At 59.2% G+C, this 23,162-nt stretch carries 22 protein-coding genes and 4 pseudogenes; 19 read left to right on the forward strand and 7 right to left on the reverse strand.

The annotated features are described in order from the left end of the window. Positions 1-3 precede the first annotated feature (3 nt). From nifK to OKW43_RS31575, 13 genes are all read left to right on the forward strand, one after another. Entirely contained in the window at positions 4-1,563 is a 1,560-nt protein-coding gene (gene nifK, locus OKW43_RS31515; protein WP_429451964.1) for a nitrogenase molybdenum-iron protein subunit beta, read from the forward strand. A gap of 480 nt (positions 1,564-2,043) precedes the next feature. Continuing rightward, on the forward strand, positions 2,044-3,462 hold the full coding sequence (locus OKW43_RS31520; protein WP_429451966.1) for an AAA family ATPase: 1,419 nt from the start codon (positions 2,044-2,046) through the stop codon (positions 3,460-3,462). Positions 3,463-3,780: 318 nt separating this feature from the next. Next, on the forward strand, positions 3,781-3,942 hold the full coding sequence (locus OKW43_RS31525) for a hypothetical protein (protein WP_018423161.1): 162 nt from the start codon (positions 3,781-3,783) through the stop codon (positions 3,940-3,942). A 500-nt stretch (positions 3,943-4,442) separates the two neighbouring features. Next, the gene (gene nifE, locus OKW43_RS31530; protein WP_429451968.1) at positions 4,443-5,960 is read left to right on the forward strand and encodes a nitrogenase iron-molybdenum cofactor biosynthesis protein NifE; all 1,518 of its coding nucleotides are present in this window, start codon (positions 4,443-4,445) and stop codon (positions 5,958-5,960) included. A 50-nt stretch (positions 5,961-6,010) separates the two neighbouring features. Continuing rightward, positions 6,011-7,402, forward strand: coding sequence for a nitrogenase iron-molybdenum cofactor biosynthesis protein NifN (gene nifN, locus OKW43_RS31535; RefSeq protein ID WP_429451970.1), 1,392 nt, complete (start codon positions 6,011-6,013; stop codon positions 7,400-7,402). Positions 7,403-7,424: 22 nt separating this feature from the next. Beyond that, positions 7,425-7,838, forward strand: a complete 414-nt coding sequence (gene nifX, locus OKW43_RS31540) for a nitrogen fixation protein NifX (protein WP_429451972.1) — start codon at positions 7,425-7,427, stop codon at positions 7,836-7,838. Next, entirely contained in the window at positions 7,831-8,316 is a 486-nt protein-coding gene (locus OKW43_RS31545; protein ID WP_429451974.1) for a NifX-associated nitrogen fixation protein, read from the forward strand. The genes nifX and OKW43_RS31545 overlap by 8 nt, the downstream gene beginning before the upstream one ends. A gap of 24 nt (positions 8,317-8,340) precedes the next feature. Then, a complete protein-coding gene (locus OKW43_RS31550) occupies positions 8,341-8,541 on the forward strand; it encodes a CCE_0567 family metalloprotein (protein ID WP_105512102.1) in 201 nt (66 codons plus the stop codon). Between the two features lie 25 nt (positions 8,542-8,566). Beyond that, positions 8,567-8,887: a ferredoxin III, nif-specific gene (fdxB, locus tag OKW43_RS31555; RefSeq protein WP_429451977.1), complete on the forward strand. Its 321-nt coding sequence runs from the start codon at positions 8,567-8,569 to the stop codon at positions 8,885-8,887. 11 nt (positions 8,888-8,898) lie between these two features. Further along, positions 8,899-9,459 (forward strand): nitrogen fixation protein NifQ, encoded by a 561-nt coding sequence (locus OKW43_RS31560; protein ID WP_429452532.1) that lies wholly within the window; start codon positions 8,899-8,901, stop codon positions 9,457-9,459. Between the two features lie 166 nt (positions 9,460-9,625). Then, a complete protein-coding gene (locus OKW43_RS31565; protein WP_429451979.1) occupies positions 9,626-10,267 on the forward strand; it encodes a hypothetical protein in 642 nt (213 codons plus the stop codon). Between the two features lie 53 nt (positions 10,268-10,320). Continuing rightward, entirely contained in the window at positions 10,321-10,824 is a 504-nt protein-coding gene (locus tag OKW43_RS31570) for a hypothetical protein (protein ID WP_429451981.1), read from the forward strand. Positions 10,825-10,888: 64 nt separating this feature from the next. Beyond that, the gene (locus tag OKW43_RS31575; RefSeq protein ID WP_429451983.1) at positions 10,889-11,137 is read left to right on the forward strand and encodes a hypothetical protein; all 249 of its coding nucleotides are present in this window, start codon (positions 10,889-10,891) and stop codon (positions 11,135-11,137) included. An 82-nt stretch (positions 11,138-11,219) separates the two neighbouring features. On the opposite strand, the gene OKW43_RS31580 is transcribed toward OKW43_RS31575, so the two are convergent. From OKW43_RS31580 to OKW43_RS31595, 4 genes are all read right to left on the reverse strand, one after another. Beyond that, positions 11,220-12,008, reverse strand: a complete 789-nt coding sequence (locus tag OKW43_RS31580) for an ABC transporter permease (RefSeq protein ID WP_429451985.1) — start codon at positions 12,006-12,008, stop codon at positions 11,220-11,222. 3 nt (positions 12,009-12,011) lie between these two features. Beyond that, positions 12,012-12,926: a nodulation factor ABC transporter ATP-binding protein NodI gene (nodI, locus tag OKW43_RS31585; RefSeq protein WP_429451987.1), complete on the reverse strand. Its 915-nt coding sequence runs from the start codon at positions 12,924-12,926 to the stop codon at positions 12,012-12,014. Positions 12,927-13,198: 272 nt separating this feature from the next. Continuing rightward, positions 13,199-14,557 carry a chitooligosaccharide synthase NodC gene (gene nodC, locus OKW43_RS31590; protein ID WP_429451989.1) on the reverse strand — a complete coding sequence of 453 codons (1,359 nt, stop codon included), beginning with the start codon at positions 14,555-14,557 and terminating at the stop codon, positions 13,199-13,201. Positions 14,558-14,797: 240 nt separating this feature from the next. Then, positions 14,798-15,232, reverse strand: a complete 435-nt coding sequence (locus OKW43_RS31595; protein WP_429451991.1) for a polysaccharide deacetylase family protein — start codon at positions 15,230-15,232, stop codon at positions 14,798-14,800. Positions 15,233-15,744: 512 nt separating this feature from the next. Between OKW43_RS31595 and OKW43_RS31600 the strand changes: the two are divergent. Then, a pseudogene (locus tag OKW43_RS31600) lies at positions 15,745-17,294 on the forward strand (IS3 family transposase). Between the two features lie 524 nt (positions 17,295-17,818). On the opposite strand, the gene OKW43_RS31605 reads toward OKW43_RS31600, so the two are convergent. Together OKW43_RS31605 and OKW43_RS31610 are read right to left on the reverse strand one after the other, a co-directional pair. Further along, positions 17,819-18,193: an IS630 family transposase gene (locus OKW43_RS31605; protein WP_429451993.1), complete on the reverse strand. Its 375-nt coding sequence runs from the start codon at positions 18,191-18,193 to the stop codon at positions 17,819-17,821. A gap of 21 nt (positions 18,194-18,214) precedes the next feature. Then, the gene (locus OKW43_RS31610; RefSeq protein ID WP_429451995.1) at positions 18,215-18,661 is read right to left on the reverse strand and encodes a hypothetical protein; all 447 of its coding nucleotides are present in this window, start codon (positions 18,659-18,661) and stop codon (positions 18,215-18,217) included. A gap of 299 nt (positions 18,662-18,960) precedes the next feature. Between OKW43_RS31610 and OKW43_RS31615 the strand changes: the two genes are divergently transcribed. Continuing rightward, a complete protein-coding gene (locus OKW43_RS31615; protein ID WP_429451997.1) occupies positions 18,961-20,613 on the forward strand; it encodes a thiamine pyrophosphate-binding protein in 1,653 nt (550 codons plus the stop codon). A 298-nt stretch (positions 20,614-20,911) separates the two neighbouring features. Here OKW43_RS31615 and OKW43_RS31620 read toward each other — a convergent pair. Next, positions 20,912-21,198, reverse strand: a pseudogene (locus OKW43_RS31620) (IS5/IS1182 family transposase); the annotation flags it as partial. Between the two features lie 34 nt (positions 21,199-21,232). Here OKW43_RS31620 and OKW43_RS31625 point away from each other — a divergent pair. The 4 genes and pseudogenes from OKW43_RS31625 to OKW43_RS31640 form a co-directional block, all read left to right on the forward strand. Further along, positions 21,233-22,114, forward strand: a complete 882-nt coding sequence (locus OKW43_RS31625) for a 50S ribosomal protein L11 methyltransferase (RefSeq protein ID WP_429451999.1) — start codon at positions 21,233-21,235, stop codon at positions 22,112-22,114. Between the two features lie 226 nt (positions 22,115-22,340). Continuing rightward, positions 22,341-22,754, forward strand: a complete 414-nt coding sequence (locus OKW43_RS31630; protein WP_429452001.1) for a hypothetical protein — start codon at positions 22,341-22,343, stop codon at positions 22,752-22,754. After that, a pseudogene (locus OKW43_RS31635) lies at positions 22,748-22,921 on the forward strand (IS110 family transposase); the annotation flags it as partial. The gene OKW43_RS31630 and the pseudogene OKW43_RS31635, both read left to right, overlap by 7 nt. A 57-nt stretch (positions 22,922-22,978) precedes the next feature. Next, positions 22,979-23,162, forward strand: a pseudogene (locus OKW43_RS31640) (IS3 family transposase); the annotation flags it as partial.

Here is a 23,162-nt window from a genome sequence, read left to right on the forward strand (position 1 = left end):
CCCGTGCCCCAATCCGCAGACCAGATTCTCGATCAGGAACTCCTGTTCCGTGAGCCCGAGTACCAGAAAATTTTCCAGGCGAAAAAGGAAAATTTCGAGTTCAACCATTCAGACGAGCAGGTCAAGCAGATCGTCGAGTGGACCAAGAGCGAAGACTACCGGCAAAAGAACTTTGCACGCGACTCGCTCACCATCAACCCGGCCAAGGCCTGCCAGCCGCTCGGCGCAGTGTACGTGGCCATCGGCTTTCACAAGACGCTCAGTTTTGTGCATGGCTCGCAGGGCTGTGTAGCGTTTTACCGCTCGCACTTCTCGCGTCACTTCAAGGAGCCAACCTCGTGCGTCAGCTCGTCGATGACCGAAGACGCGGCGGTGTTCGGCGGCATGAACAACATGATCGACGGCCTCGCAAATGCGTACAACCTGTACAAGCCCGACATGATCGCGGTCTCCACGACCTGCATGGCGGAAGTGATCGGCGATGACCTCGACGCGCTCATCAAGAACAGCAAGCAGAAGGGCAGCGTGCCGGAAGACTATGACGTGCCGTTCGCGCACACGCCGGCCTTCGTCGGCAGCCACGTGACCGGCTACGACAACGCGCTCCTCGGCATCCTCAAGCACTTCTGGGACGGCAAGGCCGGCACAGCGACGCCGCTGGAGCGCGTGCCCGACGACAGCGTCAACTTCATCGGCGGCTTCGACGGCTACGTGGTCGGCAACATGAAGGAAATTCGCCGCATCTTCGATCTGTTCGGCGTGACGGTGAACATCATCTGCGACCCGTCCGAAACGTGGAATACGCCGACCGACGGCGAGTTCCGGATGTACGAAGGCGGCACGACCAAGGAGGAAGTCGAGCGCGCGTTGAACGCGAAGGCGACCTTCGTGTTCCAGGAATACTGCTGCGAGAAGACCAGCAAGTTCATTGGCGAGCATGGACAGGAAGTGGTAGTGCTGAACTCGCCGGTTGGCGTCGCGGGCACCGATCAGTTCCTGATGGAAATCTCGCGCGTGACCGGCAAGCCGATTCCGGCGCAACTGGAGAAGGAGCGAGGCCAGCTCGTCGATGCGATGGCCGACAGCCAGGCTCACCTGCACGGCAAGCGCTTTGCACTCTACGGCGACCCGGACCAGATGCTGGGCTACACGCAGTTCCTGCTGGAACTCGGCGCCGAGCCGGCTCACGTGCTGGCGACCAACGGAAACGAAACCTGGGCTGCGAAGGTGCAGGCGCTGTTCGACGCGTCGCCCTACGGCGCCGGCTGCAAGGTGTATCCGAAACGCGATCTGTGGCATATGCGCTCACTGTTATTTACCGAGCCGGTGGATTTCCTGATCGGCAACACCTACGGCAAATATCTCGAGCGCGATACCAAAACGCCGCTGATACGCATGGTGTTCCCGATCTTCGATCGCCACCATTACCATCGCTTCCCGACCTGGGGCTATGAAGGTGGGTTGCGGGTGCTGGTCACGCTGCTGGACGAGTTCTTCGAAGCGCTCGACGCCAACACGATCGACGTGGCGAAGACCGACTACAGCTACGACATCATTCGCTGACGAGGAGAGCGCGGCTATGGCAGACACAGCGGATGCATCGGGCGCGGCAGATGCAGCTCTGGTCAAGATGACGCAGGACGGCCATAACGTCGAGGTCATCAACGACTAGGGTTGACTGGCCGGTGTGGGCGAGGCCGACCACCTCGTCCCGCTGCCCGAACACCGGAACCCGCAGATGATCGCCCACGTGCTGCCCGGGGGCCCGCGCATGTGGCCGGCCGGTTGCCATTGACGCACGAGGAGATTGCGATTGCACAGGGTGCGATGTCGGCGGCTCGGCGGCAGTTCGACGCGAGCCCGGCGGGCATCGCGCCGCGGTTAGCTCGTGCGGTGTGGGCGAAGATTGCGGCGGAGGGCGTCGAGTAGCGGGGCACCGCTGAAAACGAAATTGTTGCGCTGTATGTAGCTAGCTGTAGCGACTCGTTGTTGCGCGTTCGCATCGGTACTTGGCGCCGCCATCTAATATCAAAGAGTCCGTTCATGAACCAGTTCACCGATATTGATCACAAGAACCTTGACCCGGTAAGGCAGCAATTTGCATGGGAAGCGCTAGCTGCGCATTTTGATGATCGGTCCCCGGAAGAGCTCACCTCCTCGCAGCGGCAGTTTCCCCATCACACGCGCCCCGAGCTTCAACAGACGCTCTCCCGCCTGCTGACGCCGTTCGCTCCGCGCCTTCTCGGCCTCAATCAGGTTCATGAGCGGTTTCCGTTGACAATTTCCTCGCTGTTTGTGCAGAGTACCGGCCCGATGTCTACCACGGTGTCCCTTGCTCCTGTGAAATACCGGGATGTCGATGTCGGAGAAGAAACACCGGTCGCGGTACTCGACAACGGCTTGTGGCTGATCACCGATGGCGAGCTGAGAGCCGCTGTGCTGTTCGAGCAGCACATGGAAGGAATGAACACGTCTATCGCGAGCGTGGAGATTGTCAGTCTGCCCAACGCGCGCGGGCTGGCCTTCGGCAGCGAGGTGCATGCGGGGCTGGAGCAGGCAATTCGCGAGTCCCGTCTGTACCGGGGCAAGGTTCTTTCCCTCGAGGTAACCGAGGATTATTCAGGCCAGCCCCGCAGCATCGTCGTGCACCGTCTGCCTGCCGTGGAGCGTCAGGACGTCATCCTGTCACCGCAAACCATGGAGCTGCTGGATCGCAATATTTTTGAATTCGCACGCACCAGAGAAGGATTAAAGACATTACGCCAGTCGTTGCAAAAGGGTGTCCTGCTGTACGGGCCGCCCGGAACGGGCAAAACCCATACGATCAAGTACCTCGCCAGCAATCTGCCAGCGCATACCACCCTTCTGATCAGCGCCAATCAAGTGGGGCAACTCGACAACTATATGCTGCTGGCCCGGTTGCTACAGCCAAGCATGGTGGTCATCGAGGACGTCGATCTGATCGGGAGACATCGCACCGAGATGCGCGGCCCGAAGGAAGAGAGTCTGCTCAACCGCTTGCTCAACGAAATGGACGGACTTCACCAGGACGCCGAGATCCTGTTCGTGCTTACCACCAACCGGCCGGAGGAAATCGAGGAGGCGCTCGCGGCCCGTCCAGGCCGGGTTGATCAGGCCATTGAAATACCGGCACCTGATGCGGATTGCCGGGCGCGCCTGCTCCGGCTCTACGGTTCGAGGATGAGCATCCCGGCAGACGTCGCAGCGTTTGCAGTGGAGCGGACTGAAGGCGTCAGCGCTGCATTCATCAAGGAACTGGTGCGCCGGTTGGCCCAGCAAAGTATTGCGCGTAAGGCACAGGGCGAAGTGAGCATGGAGGATGCTGAAAACGCGTTGCAGGACATGCTGGTGCGCAGCGGATACCTGAGTCAGGCGCTCCTTGGCGGCGCACCCGCACGGGAAAAACCGCAAGTACGAATCGTGGGTGACCAGTGCTTCTGAGCGTTGCAGGGAGCGAGGGGTCCGGTCCGGAAGAATGATCGGAAAGGGCCGGCGGCCCATATGCCGCCCCTGACTCACCATTTCATCTGCTGGCTACCGGCGTGCCCGTCGAGCATTCTCACTGACTGTGGATCCTGGCCGATGTTATCGAGCCGTTCTCAGTTAACGTGACCCCGTTCTCACTTAATGTGGACCTGGACGCGCCGATATTCTCAGCCAATGTAATCCCGAAAAGGCGCTGTTATCGGGCCTTGGAGATTTATGTTATCGAGCCGCTACAGCTAGCCTGCGTGACGAACCTCAGCGAGGGAGCGGGGCATGATTTATGTAGTCGAGCAGTCTGACTCAGTGCCGCTGCGTGCGTGGTTCGCCTACGACGACTTTGAGCGCGAGGTGGCGGCGTCCGACCCGTTGAGCCTCGCGGAGATCAATGACGAGGTAACGCCGCGCGAACTGCTCGCGCTGGTCGACGACGACTGAGCCGCCCAGCGGGGCAGGCGGCGCGAATGGCGCATACACACTGGAAGAGCGTTCGGGATATGCGCGCAGGCGCGCTCGGTGCATTGCTCGAACGCGTACCGGCCGAGATCAGGCCTGAGCGCTTCGAGCGCTTGCTGGAAGTCTGTCTCTGCGACTTTGCGGCGTATCCCGGTCATGGTAGACGGACTACGCGAAAGCTCCACGGATGCGCCGCGCGCTGACTGCTTACCTGGCGGTTCGCGAACCCTTGAGGCCGGATGCGTTGCTGGAGGCGCGCGCGAATGCGATCGCACGGGTCCTGCTCAATACGGAACGGCAAGGCAGGCAGTGAACGTGTGTTGTCGTTTTCTGTGTCGCGAACCGTCTGTCGCAAACCGTTCAAACTCGCCATGACGATGCGCGCGAGCGACTGCTTCAGCGCCAATTGGCACGTTTTCAAGGCGTTTCCCGGTGGTATGGAACTTGCCACTAGAGAAACGTCCATCCATCAGGAGCACGTCATGTCTGCTTCGCTCAATGCCCAAATCGCCGAAGTTTTCGACGAGCCGGGTTGCGACAAGAATCAAGGCAAGAGCGAGAAGGAACGCAAAAAGGGCTGCACGAAGCAGCTTTCGCCGGGTTCGGCCGCAGGCGGGTGCGCATTCGACGGCGCGAAGATCGCTTTGCAGCCAGTGGTGGACGTCGCACACCTCGTGCACGGGCCGATTGCTTGTGAAGGTAACTCGTGGGACAACCGGCACGCCGCTTCGTCCGGTTCGCAACTCTATCGCACCGGCTTCACCACCGATATCAACGAACTCGACGTGGTGTACGGCGGCGAGAAGCGCCTGTTCAGGAGCGTGCGCGAAATCATCGAGAAATACGATCCGCCCGCAGTGTTCGTCTACCAGACCTGCGTCACTGCGCTGATCGGCGACGACATCGAGGCAGTCTGCAAGCGCGCCACCGAACAATTTGGCAAGCCGGTGATTCCGGTCATTTCCCCCGGTTTCGCCGGGACGAAGAATCTGGGCAACAAGCTTGGCGGCGAGGCGATCCTCAACTATGTGATCGGCACGCGCGAGCCCGAGTTCACGACGCCGTATGACATCAACGTCATTGGCGAATACAACCTGTCGGGCGAACTCTGGCAGACCAAGCCGCTGCTCGACGCGCTGGGCATCCGTATCCTCTCGTGCATCTCCGGCGACGGGCGCTACAACGAGATCGCAAGTTCGCATCGCGCCAAGGTCAACATGATGGTCTGCTCGAAGTCGATGATCAACATCGCGACAAAGATGCAGCGGCGCTACGGCATCCCTTACTTCGAGGGCTCGTTCTACGGGATCGGCGACATGAGCGACACGCTGCGCCATATCGCCAACCTGCTCGTGCAGCAGGGCGCGCCGGACGATCTGCTCGAGCGGACCGAGCGCCTGATCGCCGTCGAGGAAGCGCGCGCGTGGGAGCGCATCGCGCAGTACAAAGCGCGCCTTACCGGCAAGCGGGTGTTGCTCATCACAGGTGGCGTGAAGTCTTGGTCGGTGGTTTCCGCGCTGCAGGAAGCAGGACTCGAAATCGTCGGCACCAGCGTCAAGAAGAGCACCAAGGAAGACAAGGACAAGATCAAGGAGATCATGGGCGACGACGCCCACATGATCGACGGCATGACCCCGCGCGAGATGTACGCGATGCTCAGGGACGCGCGGGCCGACATCATGCTGTCGGGTGGCCGCTCACAGTTCGTCGCACTGAAGGCCCGCATACCGTGGCTCGACATCAATCAGGAACGCCACCACCCTTATGGCGGCTACGAGGGAATCGTCGAGCTGGTACATGAGATCGACCGCGCGATCTACAACCCGGTGTGGCAACAGGTGCGGATCCCTGCTCCGTGGGGCGACGACGGGGGAGCGCTCGGTGTGGTCCAAGCGCAAGCCGCGCGCCCGCTGTCGAGCGCCGCGCACGGGGGAGCGCTCGGCGTGGTCCAAGCGCAAGCCGCGCGCCCGCCGTCGAGCGCCCCGGTGTGGGGGCGATGAGCCTCGAAACCGGTATACCGACCTGACGCCCCCGAACTCGAGAACATGCCATGGCCGATGTCGTCGAATCTATGAAAGCCTGTGCGGTCAATCCGCTCAAGATGAGCCAGCCGCTGGGCGCGAGCCTCGCGTTCCTTGGGCTCGATGCCTGCATGCCCGTGATGCACGGCTCGCAGGGCTGCACGTCGTTCGGCCTCGTGCTGCTGGTGCGCCACTTCAGGGAGGCGATCCCGCTGCAGACGACAGCCATGGACGAAGTCACCGCGGTGCTCGGTGGCTACGAGAACATCGAGGCCGCGCTGCTCAACATCCGCAAGCGCGCTGCGCCGAAGGTCATCGCGATCTGTTCAACAGGTCTCACCGAGACCGAGGGCGACGACGTGGCCGGCTATCTCGTTACCGTGCGCAAGCGCAAGCCCGAACTCAACGACACTGAGATCGTCTATGTGTCGACCCCCGACTATGTCGGCGCATTCGAAGACGGCTACCGGCATGCGATTACCGGCATCGTCAACGCGCTGGTCAAGGCGTTGCCAACGGTGGCCAATCAGGTGACGCTGCTGCCCGGCAGCCATCTGTCGCCTGGCGACATCGACGAACTGCGCGAGATCATTGAAGCGTTCGGCTTCGATGTCATTGTGCTGCCCGACATTTCCGGCTCGCTCGACGGCCATATCGCGCCGGACTGGCGCGGCACCACACTGGGCGGTACCACGCTCGCGGAGATCCGGGCCGCGGGTGCATCGGCATTTACGATCGGCGTGGGCGAGCAGACGCGCGACGGCGCGGAGGCATTGCATGCTATCGCCGGCACACCGTTCGAAGTGTTCGGGCGGCTCACCGGACTGGAACCCAACGATCGTCTGCTGCAATTGCTCGCGCAGCGCTCCGGACGACCTGTTCCCGCGAAATACCGGCGTCAGCGCAGCCAATTGCTCGATGCGATGCTAGACGGCCATTTCTACACTGGAGGCATCAAGGTCGCGATCGGCGCAGAGCCCGATCTGCTGTTCGCGGTCGGCAGCATGCTGCACGAGATGGGCGCGCAGTTGCGCTGCTGCATCAGCACGACGCGATCGCCCGCGCACGCGTTGCTGCCCGCTGATCAGGTCGTGATCGGCGATCTCGAAGACATGGAGCGCGCCGCGGCGGACTGCGACCTGCTGATCACCCATTCGCACGGCAGGCAGATGGCCGAGCACCTGCAAAAGCCGCTCTTCCGGATCGGTTTTCCGGTCTTCGACCGAGTTGGAAACGCACATCGACGCTACGTCGGCTACCGCGGCACGATGAACCTGATCTTTGAGATCGCCAACCTGATGATCGAGCAGCTTCCGCATCACGATCCGGGCGACTGGCCGCTTCCGCAGGCCGCTATCGATCTGGCCGCGCGCGATCCGGCGCGGGAAGCGAACATTCCTGTCGTCGCGACCGGTGCTTGACCCACCTAAAGGAGCACACAGCATGAAGATCGCGTTCGCCACCCAGGACAGGCAGTTCGTCGATGCGCATTTTGGCTGGGCGAGGAGCATCGTCACCTACAACGTCACACCGGACGGCTACCAGTTCGTCGAGGCGTTCGACTTTGGTGGCAAGCTCGAAGAGGACGGCGACGAGGACAAGCTCGTGCCCAAGCTCGAAGCCGTCAAGGATTGCGCGATCCTGTACGTCGCCGCAATCGGCGGCTCGGCCGCGGCGCGAGTGGTTGCGCTGAAGATTCACCCGATCAAGGTGCCGCGGCCCGAGTCCATCGAGGAGACTCTCGGCAAGTTGCAACAGGTGCTGAAGGGCACGCCGCCGCCGTGGCTGCGCAAGGCGATGGCGAAGGATGGCGAACGTGTATACGACTTTGAAGACGATGAGATATCCCATGACTGAATCATCCGCAATTCCGTCCAAGGCCAGCGACGAAATGCTGCTGGTCGCACCGTTCGTGCAGCAGCTCGTCAAACAGTTGCGCGCGCAGGACACCCACGGCGCGTGGGACGGAAAGACCGACCTGCAACTGCTCAAGCCGTACATCCACACGCCGGAGGAACGCCGCGCGATTCCGATCATGGGCGACCCCGACCCCGAAACGCTGTGGCGGCTCGAGCTTTTCTATAGCGCGATTGCGGTGGCGATCGAGCGTGAGACCGGCCAAATGGTTTCGCTGATGATGAAGATGAGCCACGAGGGCTTCGGCCGCATGGTGTTGCTCGCGGGGCGGCTCGTTGTCGTCAACAAGCAGTTGCGCGACGTACACCGGTTCGGCTTCGCTTCGCTGGAGAAGCTCGCCGAGGCGGGCGCAAAGCTTTTCGACGAAGCGGTCGAGGTAATCCGGATGTACCCCGCCGTCGCACAGTACGGTGCCTGAAGGAATCGTGAGGGGACCGAGACGATGAGCACCGATGCCGATGAACTCAAGGCGCACCTGAAGAAACTCAACGCGCAAGCGACCCGGGCGAAGTTGGACCTGCACGACCTCTCAGAGGAACTCCCGACCAACTGGGAGAATATTCTCGCTGTCGCCCAGCGCTGCCATGACGCCCACGCCGCACTGATGGCAGCCCGCAAGGCTGCCGCTGCGGCAGCTGCCTGAACCAGCGAAGCCACGGAGCCAAATCATGAGCGAAACCTTCAGCGTTACGCTGCCGAGCGGCGCCACCTGGACGCCGACCTTCGTCAACAGGCTCGACGAAGAAAAATGCATTGGTTGCGGACGTTGTTTCCGTGTCTGTCCGCGTGGCGTGCTGCAACTCGTCGGGCTTAACGAGGACGGCGCGCACATCGCACTGGACGGCGACGACGAAGACGAAGACGACGACGAGTACGAGTACGAGAAGAAGGTGATGACTATCATGCATCGGGAACTGTGCGTCGGCTGCACCGCGTGCGCGAAGATCTGCCCGAAAAAGTGCTACACGCACGCGGCGACCGTTCTCTGAGCGATGCCGCGATGGACGCCTATGCAACCCTGATGGCGTGCGCGGTGGAGGCGGGCGATCCCACCGTGCTGGCACTGGCCGGCGTGCTGTCGAGCGGGTTCGAGCACCACGGCGTCGATGTTCTGCCGATGCCCGGACTGGACGCCGACCAGACGCGCCGAATGCTCGCGCGCTGGTTCCCGGGTGCCGGGCCGGCGCTCGGTCTTACGTGCGTCTTGTCGCCCGCCACGATGCCGCGTGACGACGAACTGGAAGGCCTGGTGGCGTTGCTCAATCACCATGCCGATCCGCGCGCCGGCCCGGCAGACGAGGCGAACTGCGTGGCCCATGCATTGGCCTGCGCGAGTCTCGGGCAAAACCACCTGTGGCAAGACCTGCTTCTGCCGTCGCGGCGCGAGTTGTCCGCATTGATCAGCCACTGGTTTCCGCGGCTGGCCGCGAAGAATACGCATGACATGAAGTGGAAGAAGTTCTTCTACAAGCAACTGTGCGAGCGCGAGGGCCTAGTCATCTGCAAGACGCCGAGTTGTGGCGTCTGTTCGGACCAAGCGCTTTGCTTTGGAGCGGAGTAGGCAAAAATGCCTGGCCCGCGCCCCCGTCGAGCAGGTGCGTCGCCGGTCCGCTTTGCCGGGCTTCTTCGGTCGATCCACAGTGAAGGCGCGGGACTTGCGCAAGCATGCTCATCGTTATCTATTCAGGCATCCAACCGAGAAATCGCACCACAAACCTTACACACCTATGGATTCGTTCCAACCTGCTGCGTCTCTGGCGCCCCGCCCTCGCTATACACCCTGCACCAGGGCCTGCTACCTGACGCTGCAATGGCCCGTTGCGGAGTCGCAGCAGCAAGGGCTGCGCGCCCGGGCATTGCCGCCCGCCTGCGTGCCCGCGCTGCCGCACCCGCCGCACCCGCCGCAGCGGCTACTCGCGATCTGCGACGAAGCGTGGTTGAGCGATCTGGCGCTGTGCCACTTGCAGCGGCTCAGGCTTATGCTGCTGTTTGCACGCGTCGGTCACCGCTTCGATTGTGTCGCGTCACGGGTGGCCGACTTCGTGGTCGAGTCCTGCGGCGGGCTGCTGTATTACGGCGAGCGGCATGCGCATCTGCAGGCGGGCTCGAGGCCGCCGTTGCTGCTTGACGAAGAGGGCCGCGAACCCTGGCTGGTTCAACTTTGGCACGCGTTCGACGACGTCGGTTTCCCGCCCGCGCTGCGCGCCGACTTCTGGGACTGGGCGAAGCCGCTGTCCGAGCATCGGCTGGCGCCGCACGCGCGTCACGCCAGCCGGACGCGCTACACGAACGACACGGTGCGTCGCTGGTTTCTCACCCCGGCAGCGGGCGAACGGTTTGCGGGCCATGCCACGAGGCGCTCTCCATGAGACCCATGCCGCCTGCCGTTGCCGTAACGGTGCGATCCGAAGCGCAGCCCGTCATGAATCAGAACCGCGGCACATGCCTTCCCGACAGCAGTGCGAGTCTGTCGCTGGAGCGCGCGCGGGCACATGTCGCGAGCCTGCAGCACGAGTTGTTCGCGGTTGAACAGGCGCTGCTCGACGACCGCGCATTGACGCGCGCATTGAGCGGGCGTCGATGGGTTTATGTGAGCGGGCGGCCAAGCATCAACGCCGTGCTGCGTGCGTTGGTGGAGGCGGCCGGAGGCGAGTTCGTTCATCACACGGGGACCATCGACGACGATAGCCGTGCCGAAGGCTTCGAGGCTTTGCTGTCAGGCGCCTACCGGGTGCTGTGTCCATTGGATCTGATCGACCCGGACTCGCTGGTCGCGCTGCGGCGGTTGTGCGCGCGTCACCGCGCGCCGTGGTCCGCTTTGCGTTCGTCGAGCGTGACGAGCTTCATCGCGGGCGTGTTGCGGGCTCGGCCTGCCCAGCCGCGGGGCGTGGTCGCAGCGTCGCGCTTCTGCCTGAGGCATGGCTGACGTCGTCATGACTTTACGTACCGCTACTTGTCTTTGACGTGGTCTTTCCACGAGAGGGCCTGGCATGTCGGATTCCGCACAACGCTACGGACTTTTCCTCAATGGCGAGAACCCCGACGGCGACGCGCGCGATGCGCTGACGCAAACCGTTCGTAATGCGCCGGCCGCCCGAACGTTCGGCTACCACGAGGTGCGGCTCGCCGAGCATCACTACAGGTCGTACGCAACCAGCAGCGCGCTGGCGCTGCTGGTTGCTCACATCGCGACTCGTTTCCAGTGCAATATCGGGCTGCGGGATACCGTCGGCGCATGAGGTGCGCGCGTGGATGCACGAAGCGTTCGCGTTGGTACGACATGTTGTTGTTCCTACTCACTCGTACTGGCCATAGCTGGCATTAAGACATGAGGCGTCGACGTAACAGCGCCACCGACAGGAAAAACGGCAATACCGTGCAAATGCAGAGAGCGCCAATATGCAGGGCAATACAGTCCACCGGGCGTCCGAGCATCGGGGGACGGATAAGGTCGACGGAATGTGCCAGCGGCAAGAAGCGCGCTACGTCGCAAAAAACGGCAGGTAGCTTACTGATCGGGAAGATCACGCCGCTCAGGAGCACCATGGGCGTGAGAACGAGCGTTTGATAGAACACGAAGTAATCGTGACTGGGTGCAAGCGCCGCGAGGATCATCGCCAGACTCGCGAAGGCGAGGCCAGTCAGAGCGATGGCAGGCGATGCGTAGAGAATCGATGACCACGCTGCATAACCCAGCACGGTGGCTACCGCCATGACGGCGATGCCGGCAAAAAAGGCCCTAGTGGCGGCCCATGCCAGTTCACCGAGAATGATATCGCCGAGCGTGAGCCGTGTACACAGGATCGCTTCCCACATGCGCTGAACATGCATGCGAGAGAAAGCTGCGTAAATCGTTTCGAAGGTCGCGGAGGTCATCGCGCTCGTCGCGACCATACCCGCCGCGAGAAACGCGATATAAGATGCGCCATCGACGCGACCTACCATTATCCCGAAACCAAAGCCGAGGCCGAACAGATAAATCATAGGATCGGCAAGGTTACCGAGAACCGAGGCAAAAGCGACTCTTTTCCATGCCAGATAGTTGTGACGCCACACTGCAACCCAGTTCCACACGTTCGCGGGCAGGGCCGCTGCATAAAGCTCTCTCATCGTTCACTCCTTTATCCCGCGCCCGGTTAATTGCAAAAAGACATCCTCGAGATTTGCTGGACGCTGTAAAAGGCGCAGCGCCGCGCGCCCGCGCAACTGTACGCACACCCGTTCCGGATCGGACGCATAGCAGAAGAGGGTCCCACCACTGACCTCGAGACGCTGCGCATGCGGCGCGATCAACGTGCGCAGCTCATGCGGATTGCCGCCGTGGATCTCGACCACGTGGCTCCCGATCTGTTCTACGATCAGCGCGCGAGGCCCGCCTTCGGCGATCTTTCGCCCCTCGTCCAGCACACACAGTCGGTCGCACAACCGCTCGGCCTCTTCCATGAAATGGGTGGTCAAGAGGATAGTCTTGCCGCGCGCCAACAGGGAACGCAACCGTTCCCAGATCATGTGGCGCGCATGCGGGTCGAGACCGGTTGTAGGCTCGTCCATGACCAACAACTGTGGATCGTTGATCAGCGCGCGTGCCAACATCAGCCGCCGCTTCATGCCGCCGGATAGTTCGGTGACGCGCGCATCGCCCTTGCTTTCGAGGCGGGCGAATTCGAGCAGCGACGGCACGACCGCTTCAATTTCACGTGTGCTCATGCCGAAGTAGCGCCCAAACACCAGAAGGTTCTCGCGCACGGTGAACCCGGGCTCGAGGTTGTCGAATTGCGGCACCACGCCAATGCGCATACGTGCCGAGCGAGCGCGCGCCGGCACTGGCTCCCCGAGCACGATGATCTTGCCTGCGTCGGGCGGCGCCATGCCGAGAACCATACGCATCGTCGTGCTTTTGCCCGCGCCATTTGGCCCTAGCAGACCGAAGCACTCTCCAGGCGCGACGCTGAACGATAATCCGTCGACTACGATCTTGTCGCCATATGACTTCCTTACGCCGGCGAAGCTGATTGCTGCTTTGGACATGGAGATAAGAAGGAAAATTACGCACTCGTCTTAGAGAAAAAGAAGCCGTTCTGCTGCCGCGGCCCGATTGAAAACGTCTTGGTCGATAGAAGATCCTTGCCTGCCAAGCGGGAGAGTTACTGACAATGGAGTGCCAGGATTTCGGCGAATGCACTGGCGTTGGGAAGACGACAATTTAGCCTTTGCGTGAGACGATCGCACTCAAGCGGACCACTGCCGATGGTGGGCGGTGCTGGTTTGGCGCAATACTCGAGATCTATATGTAGGATTAACTAATTGTCATCGAATGCTTCGTCAGACGTCGCTAATGTTGAAGACTCACACGCGTGATCCTGCCGACGGTGCGGAGTCGCAGCTCTTGACGCTGAAGTCGCGTTCGGCTTTGTAACCGGATTCGGAGTATCGACCTGTTTTTCGCGGACGTTCGATACGTTGCCTGCAGAGCCACGGGACAGCCAATCGCTATTGCTCAATGTACACAGCGCATAGACTTTCAGGGGGAGCAAGAGAAAGAGGTTGATGGGTGTGTGAAGAGTAAAGCCAAGAAATCGAATCTGGCGAGCGCGAACCGATGCCACGCTACAGCGGATCATGGCCAATGATGCGATTATCAGGGCAGTCCACCACGGCACTGTCGCTGTCAATGCGAGCTGCGCGAGCCCCCCTAGAAGCGATAAGGCGAGAAATAGCGAGCCCAGATTCAGTCCGATCACGTCCAGCGTAAGGTAGCGATCGAGACAGGGCAACAGGCGCAGCGAAAGCAACGTGTCCCGATACGTACTGCGCGCCCAGCGCAGTTGTTGGCGCAGATACGCCCCCAGTCTGTCCGGAACGACTGTCGCCGCAATGGCGTCCGGAACGTACTCGGTCCGATAACCTGCCGTCAGCATGAGAATCGTGAGATGGCGGTCCTCGCCGAAGTCGCTCGGTTTCCCGCGAAACAGTTGCGTCTCGTACTGATCTAGCAGCAAAAGGAGCGCAGACCGGCGGTACATGGCACACGGACCACAGCAACACATAACAGCGCCGAAGCGAGCCTGTGCGGCGCGTTCTTCGTTGCAAGCCAACCAGTACTCCATATCGATCAGACGGGTCAACCAGGTGTCGCTGCGGTTGCTGGCCGTCAACTGCCCCATGGCGGCGCCTATCGTCGCGTCTCGCATTGTCAATACGAGCTTCTTGACGACATCGGGCGCCAGCGTCGTGTCCGAGTCGACGTTGAGTACCAGTTCCCCGGATGAAGAGCGTATCGCAGCGATCTGTGCCTTGCGCTTTCCCATATTTTGGGGAAGCGTAATGAAGTTGAATCTCGGGTCGCGCGCGTGGGCATCGTATACCGACCTCACGGCGTCGAGATTCGCAGAACCATCATCGACCACATAGACGCGCAGTTTTCCGGCGTAGTCCTGGTTTGCAATGGACTTCAGGCACGCCGAGAGCGTGCGCGGTTGCTCGTTAAAGCACGGCACGATGACGTCCACGTCCGGCAGAAAGTTGGGGGCGGCGACATTGGGCGAATTCGGCGGACCACTCGTCGGTAGGCCATGGAGGGCCTGTACGCTTTTGTAAACAGTCGAGAGTAGTGCATACAACAAAACCGGGGCAGTGCTGATTGTGGCAATGGCATTCATAGATGTCGGTTTGTTCAGGGTGGTTGGGTAGCGAGCTGATTACAAATCCGCAGTCATGCAGTGCTGGAATCAGGCGCGAAAGCGCCATGAGGGTTTGGTTGCGCAGCCCAGCATGACAGCACTGTCCTGACTCGCCAGGAGAACATCCGTCGTGCAAGAGCACAATTGCGCCAGGCCGGACAGCGGCCAGCACTGCGCTGACAATCGCATCGACGCCGGGGCGAGACCATTCACGCGTGTCTACCGACCAGTCAAGAGCCGCCAGCCCCGCCTTTGCCACTTCAGCGACCACTTCGTCCGTCCACATATTCCGTAAGGGGCACGCGTATGCCGAACTGCGGCCTGGGGACACGCCATCCTGATGATCCTGTTCTCGTCCAATATTTGGCGTCGTACTTCATCAGGTACGCATCTGGACAAATCTGGATGAATCATCGTGTGATTGGCAATCTCGTGTCCCTCGTCGATCACTCGCTGGATCAGCTTCAGCTGGTCCTCTACGTACGCGCAGATGACGCAGAACGTTGCTGGCACCCGGTGTTCTGCCAGCCCATCGAGGACATCCGGTGTGCACAGTGGACTAGGACCGTCGTCAAACGTCAAGTAGCCGTCGCGACATCCGGCGCCATCGTGGCACTCCTCGCGCGCCTCGGATACGCAATCGAGGACCTTCACTCTGGCCCGTTTCGTTTGATTATCGAGCCAGTAGACCGCTCCACGGTCGATCGTCCCATCCGGACGGCCGCGACGGGCACGGTTTCGGTAAGCTTAGGTGGCGTCTCGAGAGACACATCCGAAAGTGTGGGCATCATGGAAGTCATGTCTAAATCTGTCGTACTGCTAAGGTTTATAAAATATGAAGTATTCGACCAATCAACTTCGAATTTCCATTTCCGCAACGACTGGTTTCACTGTGCAACACAAAAAGTGATTTGTAAAATTGATTGTGTTGATGCCTTGCATCTATAACGTGGATACACTGAGAAATGCGTTTTACAGTGGGCGAAATGGGTGACAGATTTTGCCCTACCAAATAATTGTTGAGCGCGTGCGCAGTTCGCGATGACCGACCCGACGGTGTCGGAGAGATCGCGCAGACGATCGTCGAACGGTATCCCCCGGCGTCAGACTAGTTGTCGTGTCGTTTGATTCTTAGACGAGGTCCGGGGGCGGTAGAATCGGCATGAATGAAAGCTTACTCAGAAGAACGAAAAGAAGCCCCGGTGCGTCGCATGATGCCGCCGGAAAATGTGCTGGTGTCGGCGCTAGTGCGAGAAACGGGGATCACCGAACAGACGTTATACGTGTGGCGCCGCGAGGCGAAAGGAAAAGGACTGGCTGTGCCGGTCGACGGAAAAAATCCCGAAGGATGGTCTTCGGAAGACAATTTTGCCGTGGTGTTGGAGGCTGCTCCGATCAATGCAGCGGAGCTGGCCGAGTATTGCCGGCGCAAGGGCCTGTATCCAGAGCAAATCGCTGCGTGGCGGGCGTCGTCTGTCGCAGCCAAAGCGAATACCGTCGAGCAGGCGCGCGAGCAACGTCAGCAGTCCAAAGAAGACAAGCAAGGCATCAAGCAACTCGAGAAGGAGTTGCATCGCAAGGAGAAGGCACTAGCCGAAGCGGCGGCGCTGCTTGTACTGCGAAAAAAAGCCCAGGCGATCTGGGTGAACAAGAGGATGACTGATCAACGTCACGGGCCGCCTATTATGCATATCGTTGATTCGCGAGGCGGTTGGCTCTGGTTGCCGCCTGCACAAGGCATGCTCAGAGCTGGGTCTGAGCGCGCGCACGTTCCAGCATTGGGTTGGCGACGGCGAAACCGCACGCGCCGATTGGCCGTAGCACGGCCAATCGGCCGCACCCGCGTAACAAGCTGAGCGAGGTTGAACGGCAGCAGATTCTGGAGTTGGCCAATAGCGCCGAGTTCGCGAGCTTGCCGCCCAGTCAGATCGTACCGAGCCTCGCAGACTGCGGCATGTACCTCGCTTCGGAATCGAGCTTTTCCCGTGTGCTGCGTAGCGCCTCGCAGCAGCACCGCCGTGGCCGTGCGCGCCAACCACATCGGCATGTCGTCGCCCGCCATTGTGCGACGGCGCCGAATCAGCTCTCGTCTTGGGACATTACCTGGTTGCCCGCGGCGATCAAGGGCAAGTATTACTACTGGTACATTGTGCTGGACGTGTACCGCAAGATCGTGGGCCACGAAGTGCAGGAAGCGGAATCGGCCGAGCTTGCCGCGTTGCTCATGCGGCGTGCGAGTTTGGTCGAGGGTTTAGCGGGACGTCCGCTGGTGCTGCATTCGGACAATGGCGGCGCGATGAAGGGCGCGACGATGCTCGCCACGCTGGAGAACCTGGGTGTGGTGGCTTCGTTCAGCCGACTGCGCGTGAGCAACGACAACCCGTACGCCGAGGCGCTGTTCCGCACATGCAAGTACCGGCTCGACTACCCGCGCAAAGCGTTCGGGAGTCTCGATGCGGCGCGCGCATGGACGCAGCAGTTCGTGCGTTGGTACAACCATGACCACAAGCACAGCGGGCTGAAATTCGTCACGCCGGCGCAGCGTCATAGCGGCGTCGCCACCGCTGTGTTGGCACAACGCGAAGCCGTGTATGCGTGGGCCCATGCAACCAATCCGCAGCGTTGGTCTGGCTCGACTCGTAATTGGCAGTTGAAGGACGAGGTCTGGCTCAATCCGGAGCGCACGCTCCGAGCCGAATTAAAGCAGTGCGCGTGAAGCGACGCGACAACTACGTTGCGCGAAACACCGATATCTGGAACCCATTGCGGAGCCGGTGTTTCATGAGGATCCTTATGAATATCGTCTTGGCCGGTCGGCGCATCAATCACTTTCGGCTGCACGGCAGCGATGCTGGCGTTACGCTTGGGTGCTCGATCTCGACATCAAGGGGTTCTTGGCAGATCAAGGAGCAGTTACGGAGGCGCATGCATGGACCGATCACTGTCTGATTTGTTGCATTGGCGACATTTAGTGTTCGGTTCCACTCTATAGCGAACTCTCGTTACTCACTGAAAGAACACGGAATTCCCATCCCGAGGGTTTTCTGCGCTGCTGGCGCGATCATTGCATGGCTCCTCGCAGAGGCATAAACGTACCCTTCAGCCAAGCGCAAGTCGGGCGGCCTCACTAGTGCGTTGAACCGGATGAATCGCAGCAAATTCGCCGCGATGGATCGGAATACTTTCATTTCAATGGGAACGCCTGCTTATTGTATTGACGGAGGTAACGCATGAGCTTTATCAAGATCCTTGGTGCTGGTAATACGCCAGGCGTAACGAGGTCTCGTTACGGGAAGACCAGTTCTCGACCTGATTCAGCCATGACGAATAAGAGGGGGTGTAATGTATCGAGACTTTCGGATGGTCAGCCAGAAATGTTTGAACGGCGTCGGTTTTGTGGCTGCTCACGTTGTCGTAGATCACGTGAATCTCCTTTCCACGTGGCAATGCCGACACGACTTCGGTGAGGAACGCAACAAACTGGGCGCTGGGATGGCGTGGCGCGGTTTTACCCAGCACTTCACCGGTGGCGACATTCAATGCAGCGAACAGGATCAGGGTGCCGTTGCGTTTGTAGCCATGGCTCTCGGCGCGTCCGGCCGAGAGCGGCAACATCCGGTCTTTGCGATCCAGCGCCTAGATGGCTGTCTTCTCGTCCACGCAGAACACCACCGCACGCAACGGCCGATTAAGGTACAGCCCGATCACATCGGCGGCCTTGATCTCAAGGTCCGGATCGTTGGACACCATGTGGGTATCGAGACGATGTGGTCGAATATCGTGCTTGCGCCAGATACGTTGCACCGTCATGAAGGCCATGCCCAACTGTGCCGCCAGTTTGCGGCTGCTCCAGTGCGTCGAGCCGTCGGCCGGATTGCATCGCAGCGTGTAGTCGAGCACTCTCGCTTCAAGGCCCGTCCGGTCAACCCGCGGCGCCGGGCGTGGATGTCTGCCGTACAGGGCGGCCAACCGCTCACGCTCACTGGCGAAACGTGTTTGCCACATTGTGATGAAACGCGAATCGCATCGCAATTCGGCCATGATCGCCGCACGCGAGACCCCTTCGTCGAGCAGCAAGATCAACCGCGCACGCCTCATCTAGCCAACGGCCGTCGTGCGGCTGCGCTGCGTCGACATGAGTTCTTCGCGCTCGATTTCATTCAGATTCATTTTGCCCACGCACTATCAGATCAGTGGAATTTCATTGGTTCAACGGACTAGGGACGTTAACTCTGTGCAAATGCCCGCACGCGTTTCGGGTGCTTGATCTGCTCGCCTTTCGGCCGGCAACGCCGTGCCGGCTTCGGCGGCGCGCAGGTTGTCGCAGAGCTCTCATATTCGCGGGCATCAGATCGCTTTACTGAATTAATCGGAGAATAATCTTGAAAGTTTCTGAATACTTGCTTCGCTTTATCAAAAATGCTGGGATTTCCCGCGTTTTCGGGGTCCCAGGCCGCGAGAACGCGCACATACTGTTTAATGAAGTCGATGGCATAGATTTTGTCACGGGTCGAGTGGAGTTTAATGCCGGAGTGGCAGCTGAATTCTCAGGCCGATGCATGCTGCGCCCGCAGATTGTTTTCTGCACGATGGGGCCTGGCGCGACAAATATGGTAACAGCAGCCGCATCGGCCCACCTCAACCATTCGCCGCTGTTAATCGTGTCCGCACAACTGGAACGGGATGATCGCCACTACAACATAACCCATCAATGTGTGGATCAGCGCGCCATTTTTGCGCCGGTCACGAAGCTTTCGTTGGAGTTGGAAAATCCCGAGGATCTTCCAGGCATTCTGCAGCACGCGTTCTCCGTCATGATGACCGATCCACCGGGGCCAGTGCATCTGAGTATTCCGGCCGATATTTATTCGACGAGCCACTCGCGATTGGTCGCTGACGAGTTCCCGGAGGTATCAACCAAGCTTTTATGGCCCCGTTCCACTCTTGGTGCGTCTAGCGTTAGAGCAGTTATCGAGCGCTTGCGGAAAGCGGAACGTCCAATGTGCTTGATCGGCCACGAAGTCATCAGAGCGGGCGCAGAGCGCGCACTAGTGGACTTTTGTAAAAGGTGGAATATACCGATGATGGCGTCTGCAAACGCCAAGGGCTTCCTATCCATGACGGATCCCCTATACATCGGTTCAGCAAGCCCATACATGGAAGGAATACTCGGCTACGCGACAGCGCTCGACGACGTCTTCAATGAGGTCGACCTTATCCTGAACTTCGGTTATCAGTACGTCGACGATATCTTGCCGAAAATGTGGTGCCGCGGGAAACGTAAGGAAGTAATTCACATTTCGGCTCATTCCGCGGACGCAATAAAGGAAAATTATCCGTTCGACTTCGAGGTGACGTCGAACATCCTCGATGCGCTTCAGCAACTGGGTGAATATGCAGCCACCCCTAAGCAGCTCTTTCCTGCCGATAAGTTGAAGACGAGAATACAAGCGCATCGCCGACGCAGAAGTTCGTACGGGCGGCTCAATCCCATCGAGGTGGTGGAGGCCGTCAACAAGAATATCGGTAGAGGTAAGTTTGTAACGGACATCGGATACTACCGTCATCACGCGATTCTCTTCAGCGAGCCGACTAGCACGAGCCAATTCTTTACCGATGCTGGCCTCTCCAGCTTCGGGAGCGGGCTTGCAAGCGCGATAGGAGCGCAATTTGTTGACCCGGACAACTCTGTGTTTCTTATTGCAGGCGATGGCGGTTTTCACTCCGGGAGTTGCGATCTAGAAACAGTGGCCCGTCATAGGCTGCCTATCGTCATGCTGATCTTGAACAACAACGCGTTCGGGCTAATTGAACGGTATCAGGACCGGGGAGGGAACGGAGCGAACAAGGCCATCTTGAGGTTCGGGAGCGTGGACTTCACAGCGCTTGCGAAGGCAAACGGCGTCGCTGGCGCACGGGTTAGCTCATTCGAAGAGCTTGATACCGTTATAGCAGGCCGCGATCCCAGTAAGCCGATTTTGATCGAGATTCCGCTCGAGTATGCCGAGGGAGACGAATTCAGAGAGTCGTTCTAACATTACAGCCTCGGTTATTTTCCCTATACCAATGGACAATACCGCCGGCAAAGCTTTGGTCAGCGAAACAAATGAGTTGCGTAGCGGTAATTGTAAGTTACCAGCCCCAAACCACATGTGTTAAACGTTAAGTGTATGAATTGGGGACGGAGTATTTATGAAGACGCAGTAGCAACGGAAGGTGGAGAGCGCATCGAATGACATCGATTACTTCGTCGTCCTTGAACAATTTGTTTCTCGTGCCATCGGCGTCACGCCGGCACGTCGGCGGCAATGCAGAAGTTGAGCAAGGCAGCGAGATTAGGGCACAAGGAAGCCGCAGCTTCCTCAGGATCGTCCGAAGGTTGTGGTCGGCGCCGCACAGCACTGCGTGCATCGCTTTCCCTAGCGCGTCTTTGAGCCAGTTGCGATCGAGCATTCCGTCTGTGTTCATGAGACCGATGGCTAGCTCGATTGCGCTTCGCCGCCTAATCATCGCGCGTAGTCCGTGCGTGACGCCCGCCGCGAGCCCGGGTGGTCTATCTTCACCCCGACGATGGCGAGACCTTTATAGCCGCGGTCGACAATGGCGACTTCTTGAGCCGCCGGTATAGGTCATCTCCTTCTTCTGGAGTATCAGATGCATCAAACCAATTCGTTTGATCGAGCTAGTTACAGGATCCCAAGGTGGCACTTCGAGATGCTGCATGATTTCGCTCGGAATGCGGCAATAGAGGCAGCAATCGCATCGTCTGATGTAGGCGGAAAGATTGTTGTGGAAATCGGAACTGGAGCGGGCCTCCCCGCGCTCCTGTTCGCTAAATATGGTGCTAAAAAGGTATTCACATGTGAGGTGAATGAGCAAATCGCTAATGTGGCGAGGAAGATCATTCAGAAAAACAACTTTCAGGACCGTATTGCAGTCATTTCAAAGTCATCGAGGCAGGCTATTGTTGATTCTGACCTCCCTTCGGCGCCGGATATAATCTTCACCGAAACGTTGGATTGCGGCGTTGTCGGCGAGGGGTATGAAACGATCGCTCGAGATGTCCGCCAGATTGCGGGGCCTTGCACGATTGTGATGCCAGATCGCATTCAACAATTCGGTTTTCTATGTGCTGACGAAACAGCCTTTGAAAGAAATTGCGTGTTTAACCAATGTGGATTTGACTTTTCTATGTTTAACACGTTTTCTGAAAAATCGTATTTCCCTGTCAATCAAATGGTGCATGATCCGATAAGGATTTCATCATTAATTCTTTTGAAGAGATTTGACTATATGAATCCGAGCACTTCGGATGTTGTCGATCACAAAATTTTAATATGCAGATCTGGACTTTGTCACGGAATAACGTCATACTTCGATGCCTATTTTGGTAAGTTTCTTGTCACGTCGAGAGGTCTGACTAGTCATTGGGCGGCCGCTTTTCATCCGTTGCGGGAACCTATGCTAGTCGAGTCAGGGCAGTACTATAATTTGAGGGTTGATAAAACAGGATTGATCGAGCTGATTTCGATATGAGGACATGAAATGTCGTCGTCGGGATCTCGGGCTCAGCAGCTTCATTCGGCAGGAAAACGCAATTCCGGCTTGCCGCTTGAAGTGCTATGGTTTTGGGGCGGTATGGAGCGATCGCCGGCCATTGCGTTGTGGAGGCAATCCACCCAAGTTAAGCGCGTCTGCTGCGCCGGAAAGTTAAAAAAGAACTTGACGTGAAGCCAACTTCGCGGGGCCAATGAGGATCTTTTTGATCTTCGTTGGCCCGATGTCTCTATCCACTGTGCTTGCCGATCGCGCCGCCCATATTCAGACTGATCAGTTTCGTCAGCTTGCTTGCACTCCCGAGCATCCCATGGCGTTCCAACGTCGTCGCAAATTGCCCTTGCCGGCACTGATCGCATTGATGCTCACCGGCATGCGCAAGAGCGTCCAGACCGAACTGGATGAGTTCTTCGGACATCTGCAGCAACAGGCACAACCTGGATCGTCTCTCCAGCGACGATCTCCTGCTGCTCGATCGGGGCTATCCCTGCCGATGGCTGCCTGCCGTCCTGAATCAGCGTGGCACCCCTTTTGCATGCGCGTCGAGCAATCTAGCAATAGTGGTTTTGCCTGCGTACGTCAGTTTCTCCGCTCCGGACTGGACGAGCAGATCGACTGAATCGCGGGGAAAGCCGTTCCGCGAACAACGCGCTATCGACAATAGCGATGGTCCGGATGCGTAGTGACCCGAGGACGAAAGCGTACGTGCAACGTCGCAGCCGTGAGGGTAGGTCGAAGAAGGAAATTCACCGCTGCTTGAAGCGGTACATAGTGCGAGAACCTTAGCCTCTCATTCTCGCCGATCTAGCGGACTCTACGGCCTTCGCTTGACATAGGAGCGTCAACGCACCGATCGAATTATTCTGGGGCGCAGTGAAGAGCGAGCTGGTCTATCATCGGCGGTTCGCCACTCGGCAGCAGGCTGCAGCAAGAGATCACGGAATACATCGAGATCTTTTATACCCGGCGGCGAACACAAGCGCGGCTATTGCGCAATAGACGTAAACCACCTCTGATTCGCGCATGA

Origin of the sequence: Paraburkholderia sp. WC7.3g (genome assembly GCF_050436345.1) — a bacterium.
GTDB classification, from domain to species: Bacteria; Pseudomonadota; Gammaproteobacteria; order Burkholderiales; family Burkholderiaceae; genus Paraburkholderia; species Paraburkholderia podalyriae.

Excerpts from the sequence above, each read along its gene's own strand:
- OKW43_RS31520 (WP_429451966.1), top strand. The coding sequence starts at position 2,044 with ATGAACCAGTTCACCGATATTGATCACAAGAACCTTGACCCGGTAAGG.
- OKW43_RS31525 (WP_018423161.1), top strand. The coding sequence starts at position 3,781 with ATGATTTATGTAGTCGAGCAGTCTGACTCAGTGCCGCTGCGTGCGTGG.
- nifE (WP_429451968.1), top strand. The coding sequence starts at position 4,443 with ATGTCTGCTTCGCTCAATGCCCAAATCGCCGAAGTTTTCGACGAGCCG.
- nifN (WP_429451970.1), top strand. The coding sequence starts at position 6,011 with ATGGCCGATGTCGTCGAATCTATGAAAGCCTGTGCGGTCAATCCGCTC.
- nifX (WP_429451972.1), top strand. The coding sequence starts at position 7,425 with ATGAAGATCGCGTTCGCCACCCAGGACAGGCAGTTCGTCGATGCGCAT.
- OKW43_RS31545 (WP_429451974.1), top strand. The coding sequence starts at position 7,831 with ATGACTGAATCATCCGCAATTCCGTCCAAGGCCAGCGACGAAATGCTG.
- OKW43_RS31550 (WP_105512102.1), top strand. The coding sequence starts at position 8,341 with ATGAGCACCGATGCCGATGAACTCAAGGCGCACCTGAAGAAACTCAAC.
- fdxB (WP_429451977.1), top strand. The coding sequence starts at position 8,567 with ATGAGCGAAACCTTCAGCGTTACGCTGCCGAGCGGCGCCACCTGGACG.
- OKW43_RS31560 (WP_429452532.1), top strand. The coding sequence starts at position 8,899 with ATGGACGCCTATGCAACCCTGATGGCGTGCGCGGTGGAGGCGGGCGAT.
- OKW43_RS31565 (WP_429451979.1), top strand. The coding sequence starts at position 9,626 with ATGGATTCGTTCCAACCTGCTGCGTCTCTGGCGCCCCGCCCTCGCTAT.
- OKW43_RS31570 (WP_429451981.1), top strand. The coding sequence starts at position 10,321 with ATGAATCAGAACCGCGGCACATGCCTTCCCGACAGCAGTGCGAGTCTG.
- OKW43_RS31575 (WP_429451983.1), top strand. The coding sequence starts at position 10,889 with ATGTCGGATTCCGCACAACGCTACGGACTTTTCCTCAATGGCGAGAAC.
- OKW43_RS31580 (WP_429451985.1), bottom strand. The coding sequence starts at position 12,008 with ATGAGAGAGCTTTATGCAGCGGCCCTGCCCGCGAACGTGTGGAACTGG.
- nodI (WP_429451987.1), bottom strand. The coding sequence starts at position 12,926 with ATGTCCAAAGCAGCAATCAGCTTCGCCGGCGTAAGGAAGTCATATGGC.
- nodC (WP_429451989.1), bottom strand. The coding sequence starts at position 14,557 with ATGAATGCCATTGCCACAATCAGCACTGCCCCGGTTTTGTTGTATGCA.
- OKW43_RS31605 (WP_429451993.1), bottom strand. The coding sequence starts at position 18,193 with ATGTTGCCGCTCTCGGCCGGACGCGCCGAGAGCCATGGCTACAAACGC.
- OKW43_RS31625 (WP_429451999.1), top strand. The coding sequence starts at position 21,233 with ATGCATCAAACCAATTCGTTTGATCGAGCTAGTTACAGGATCCCAAGG.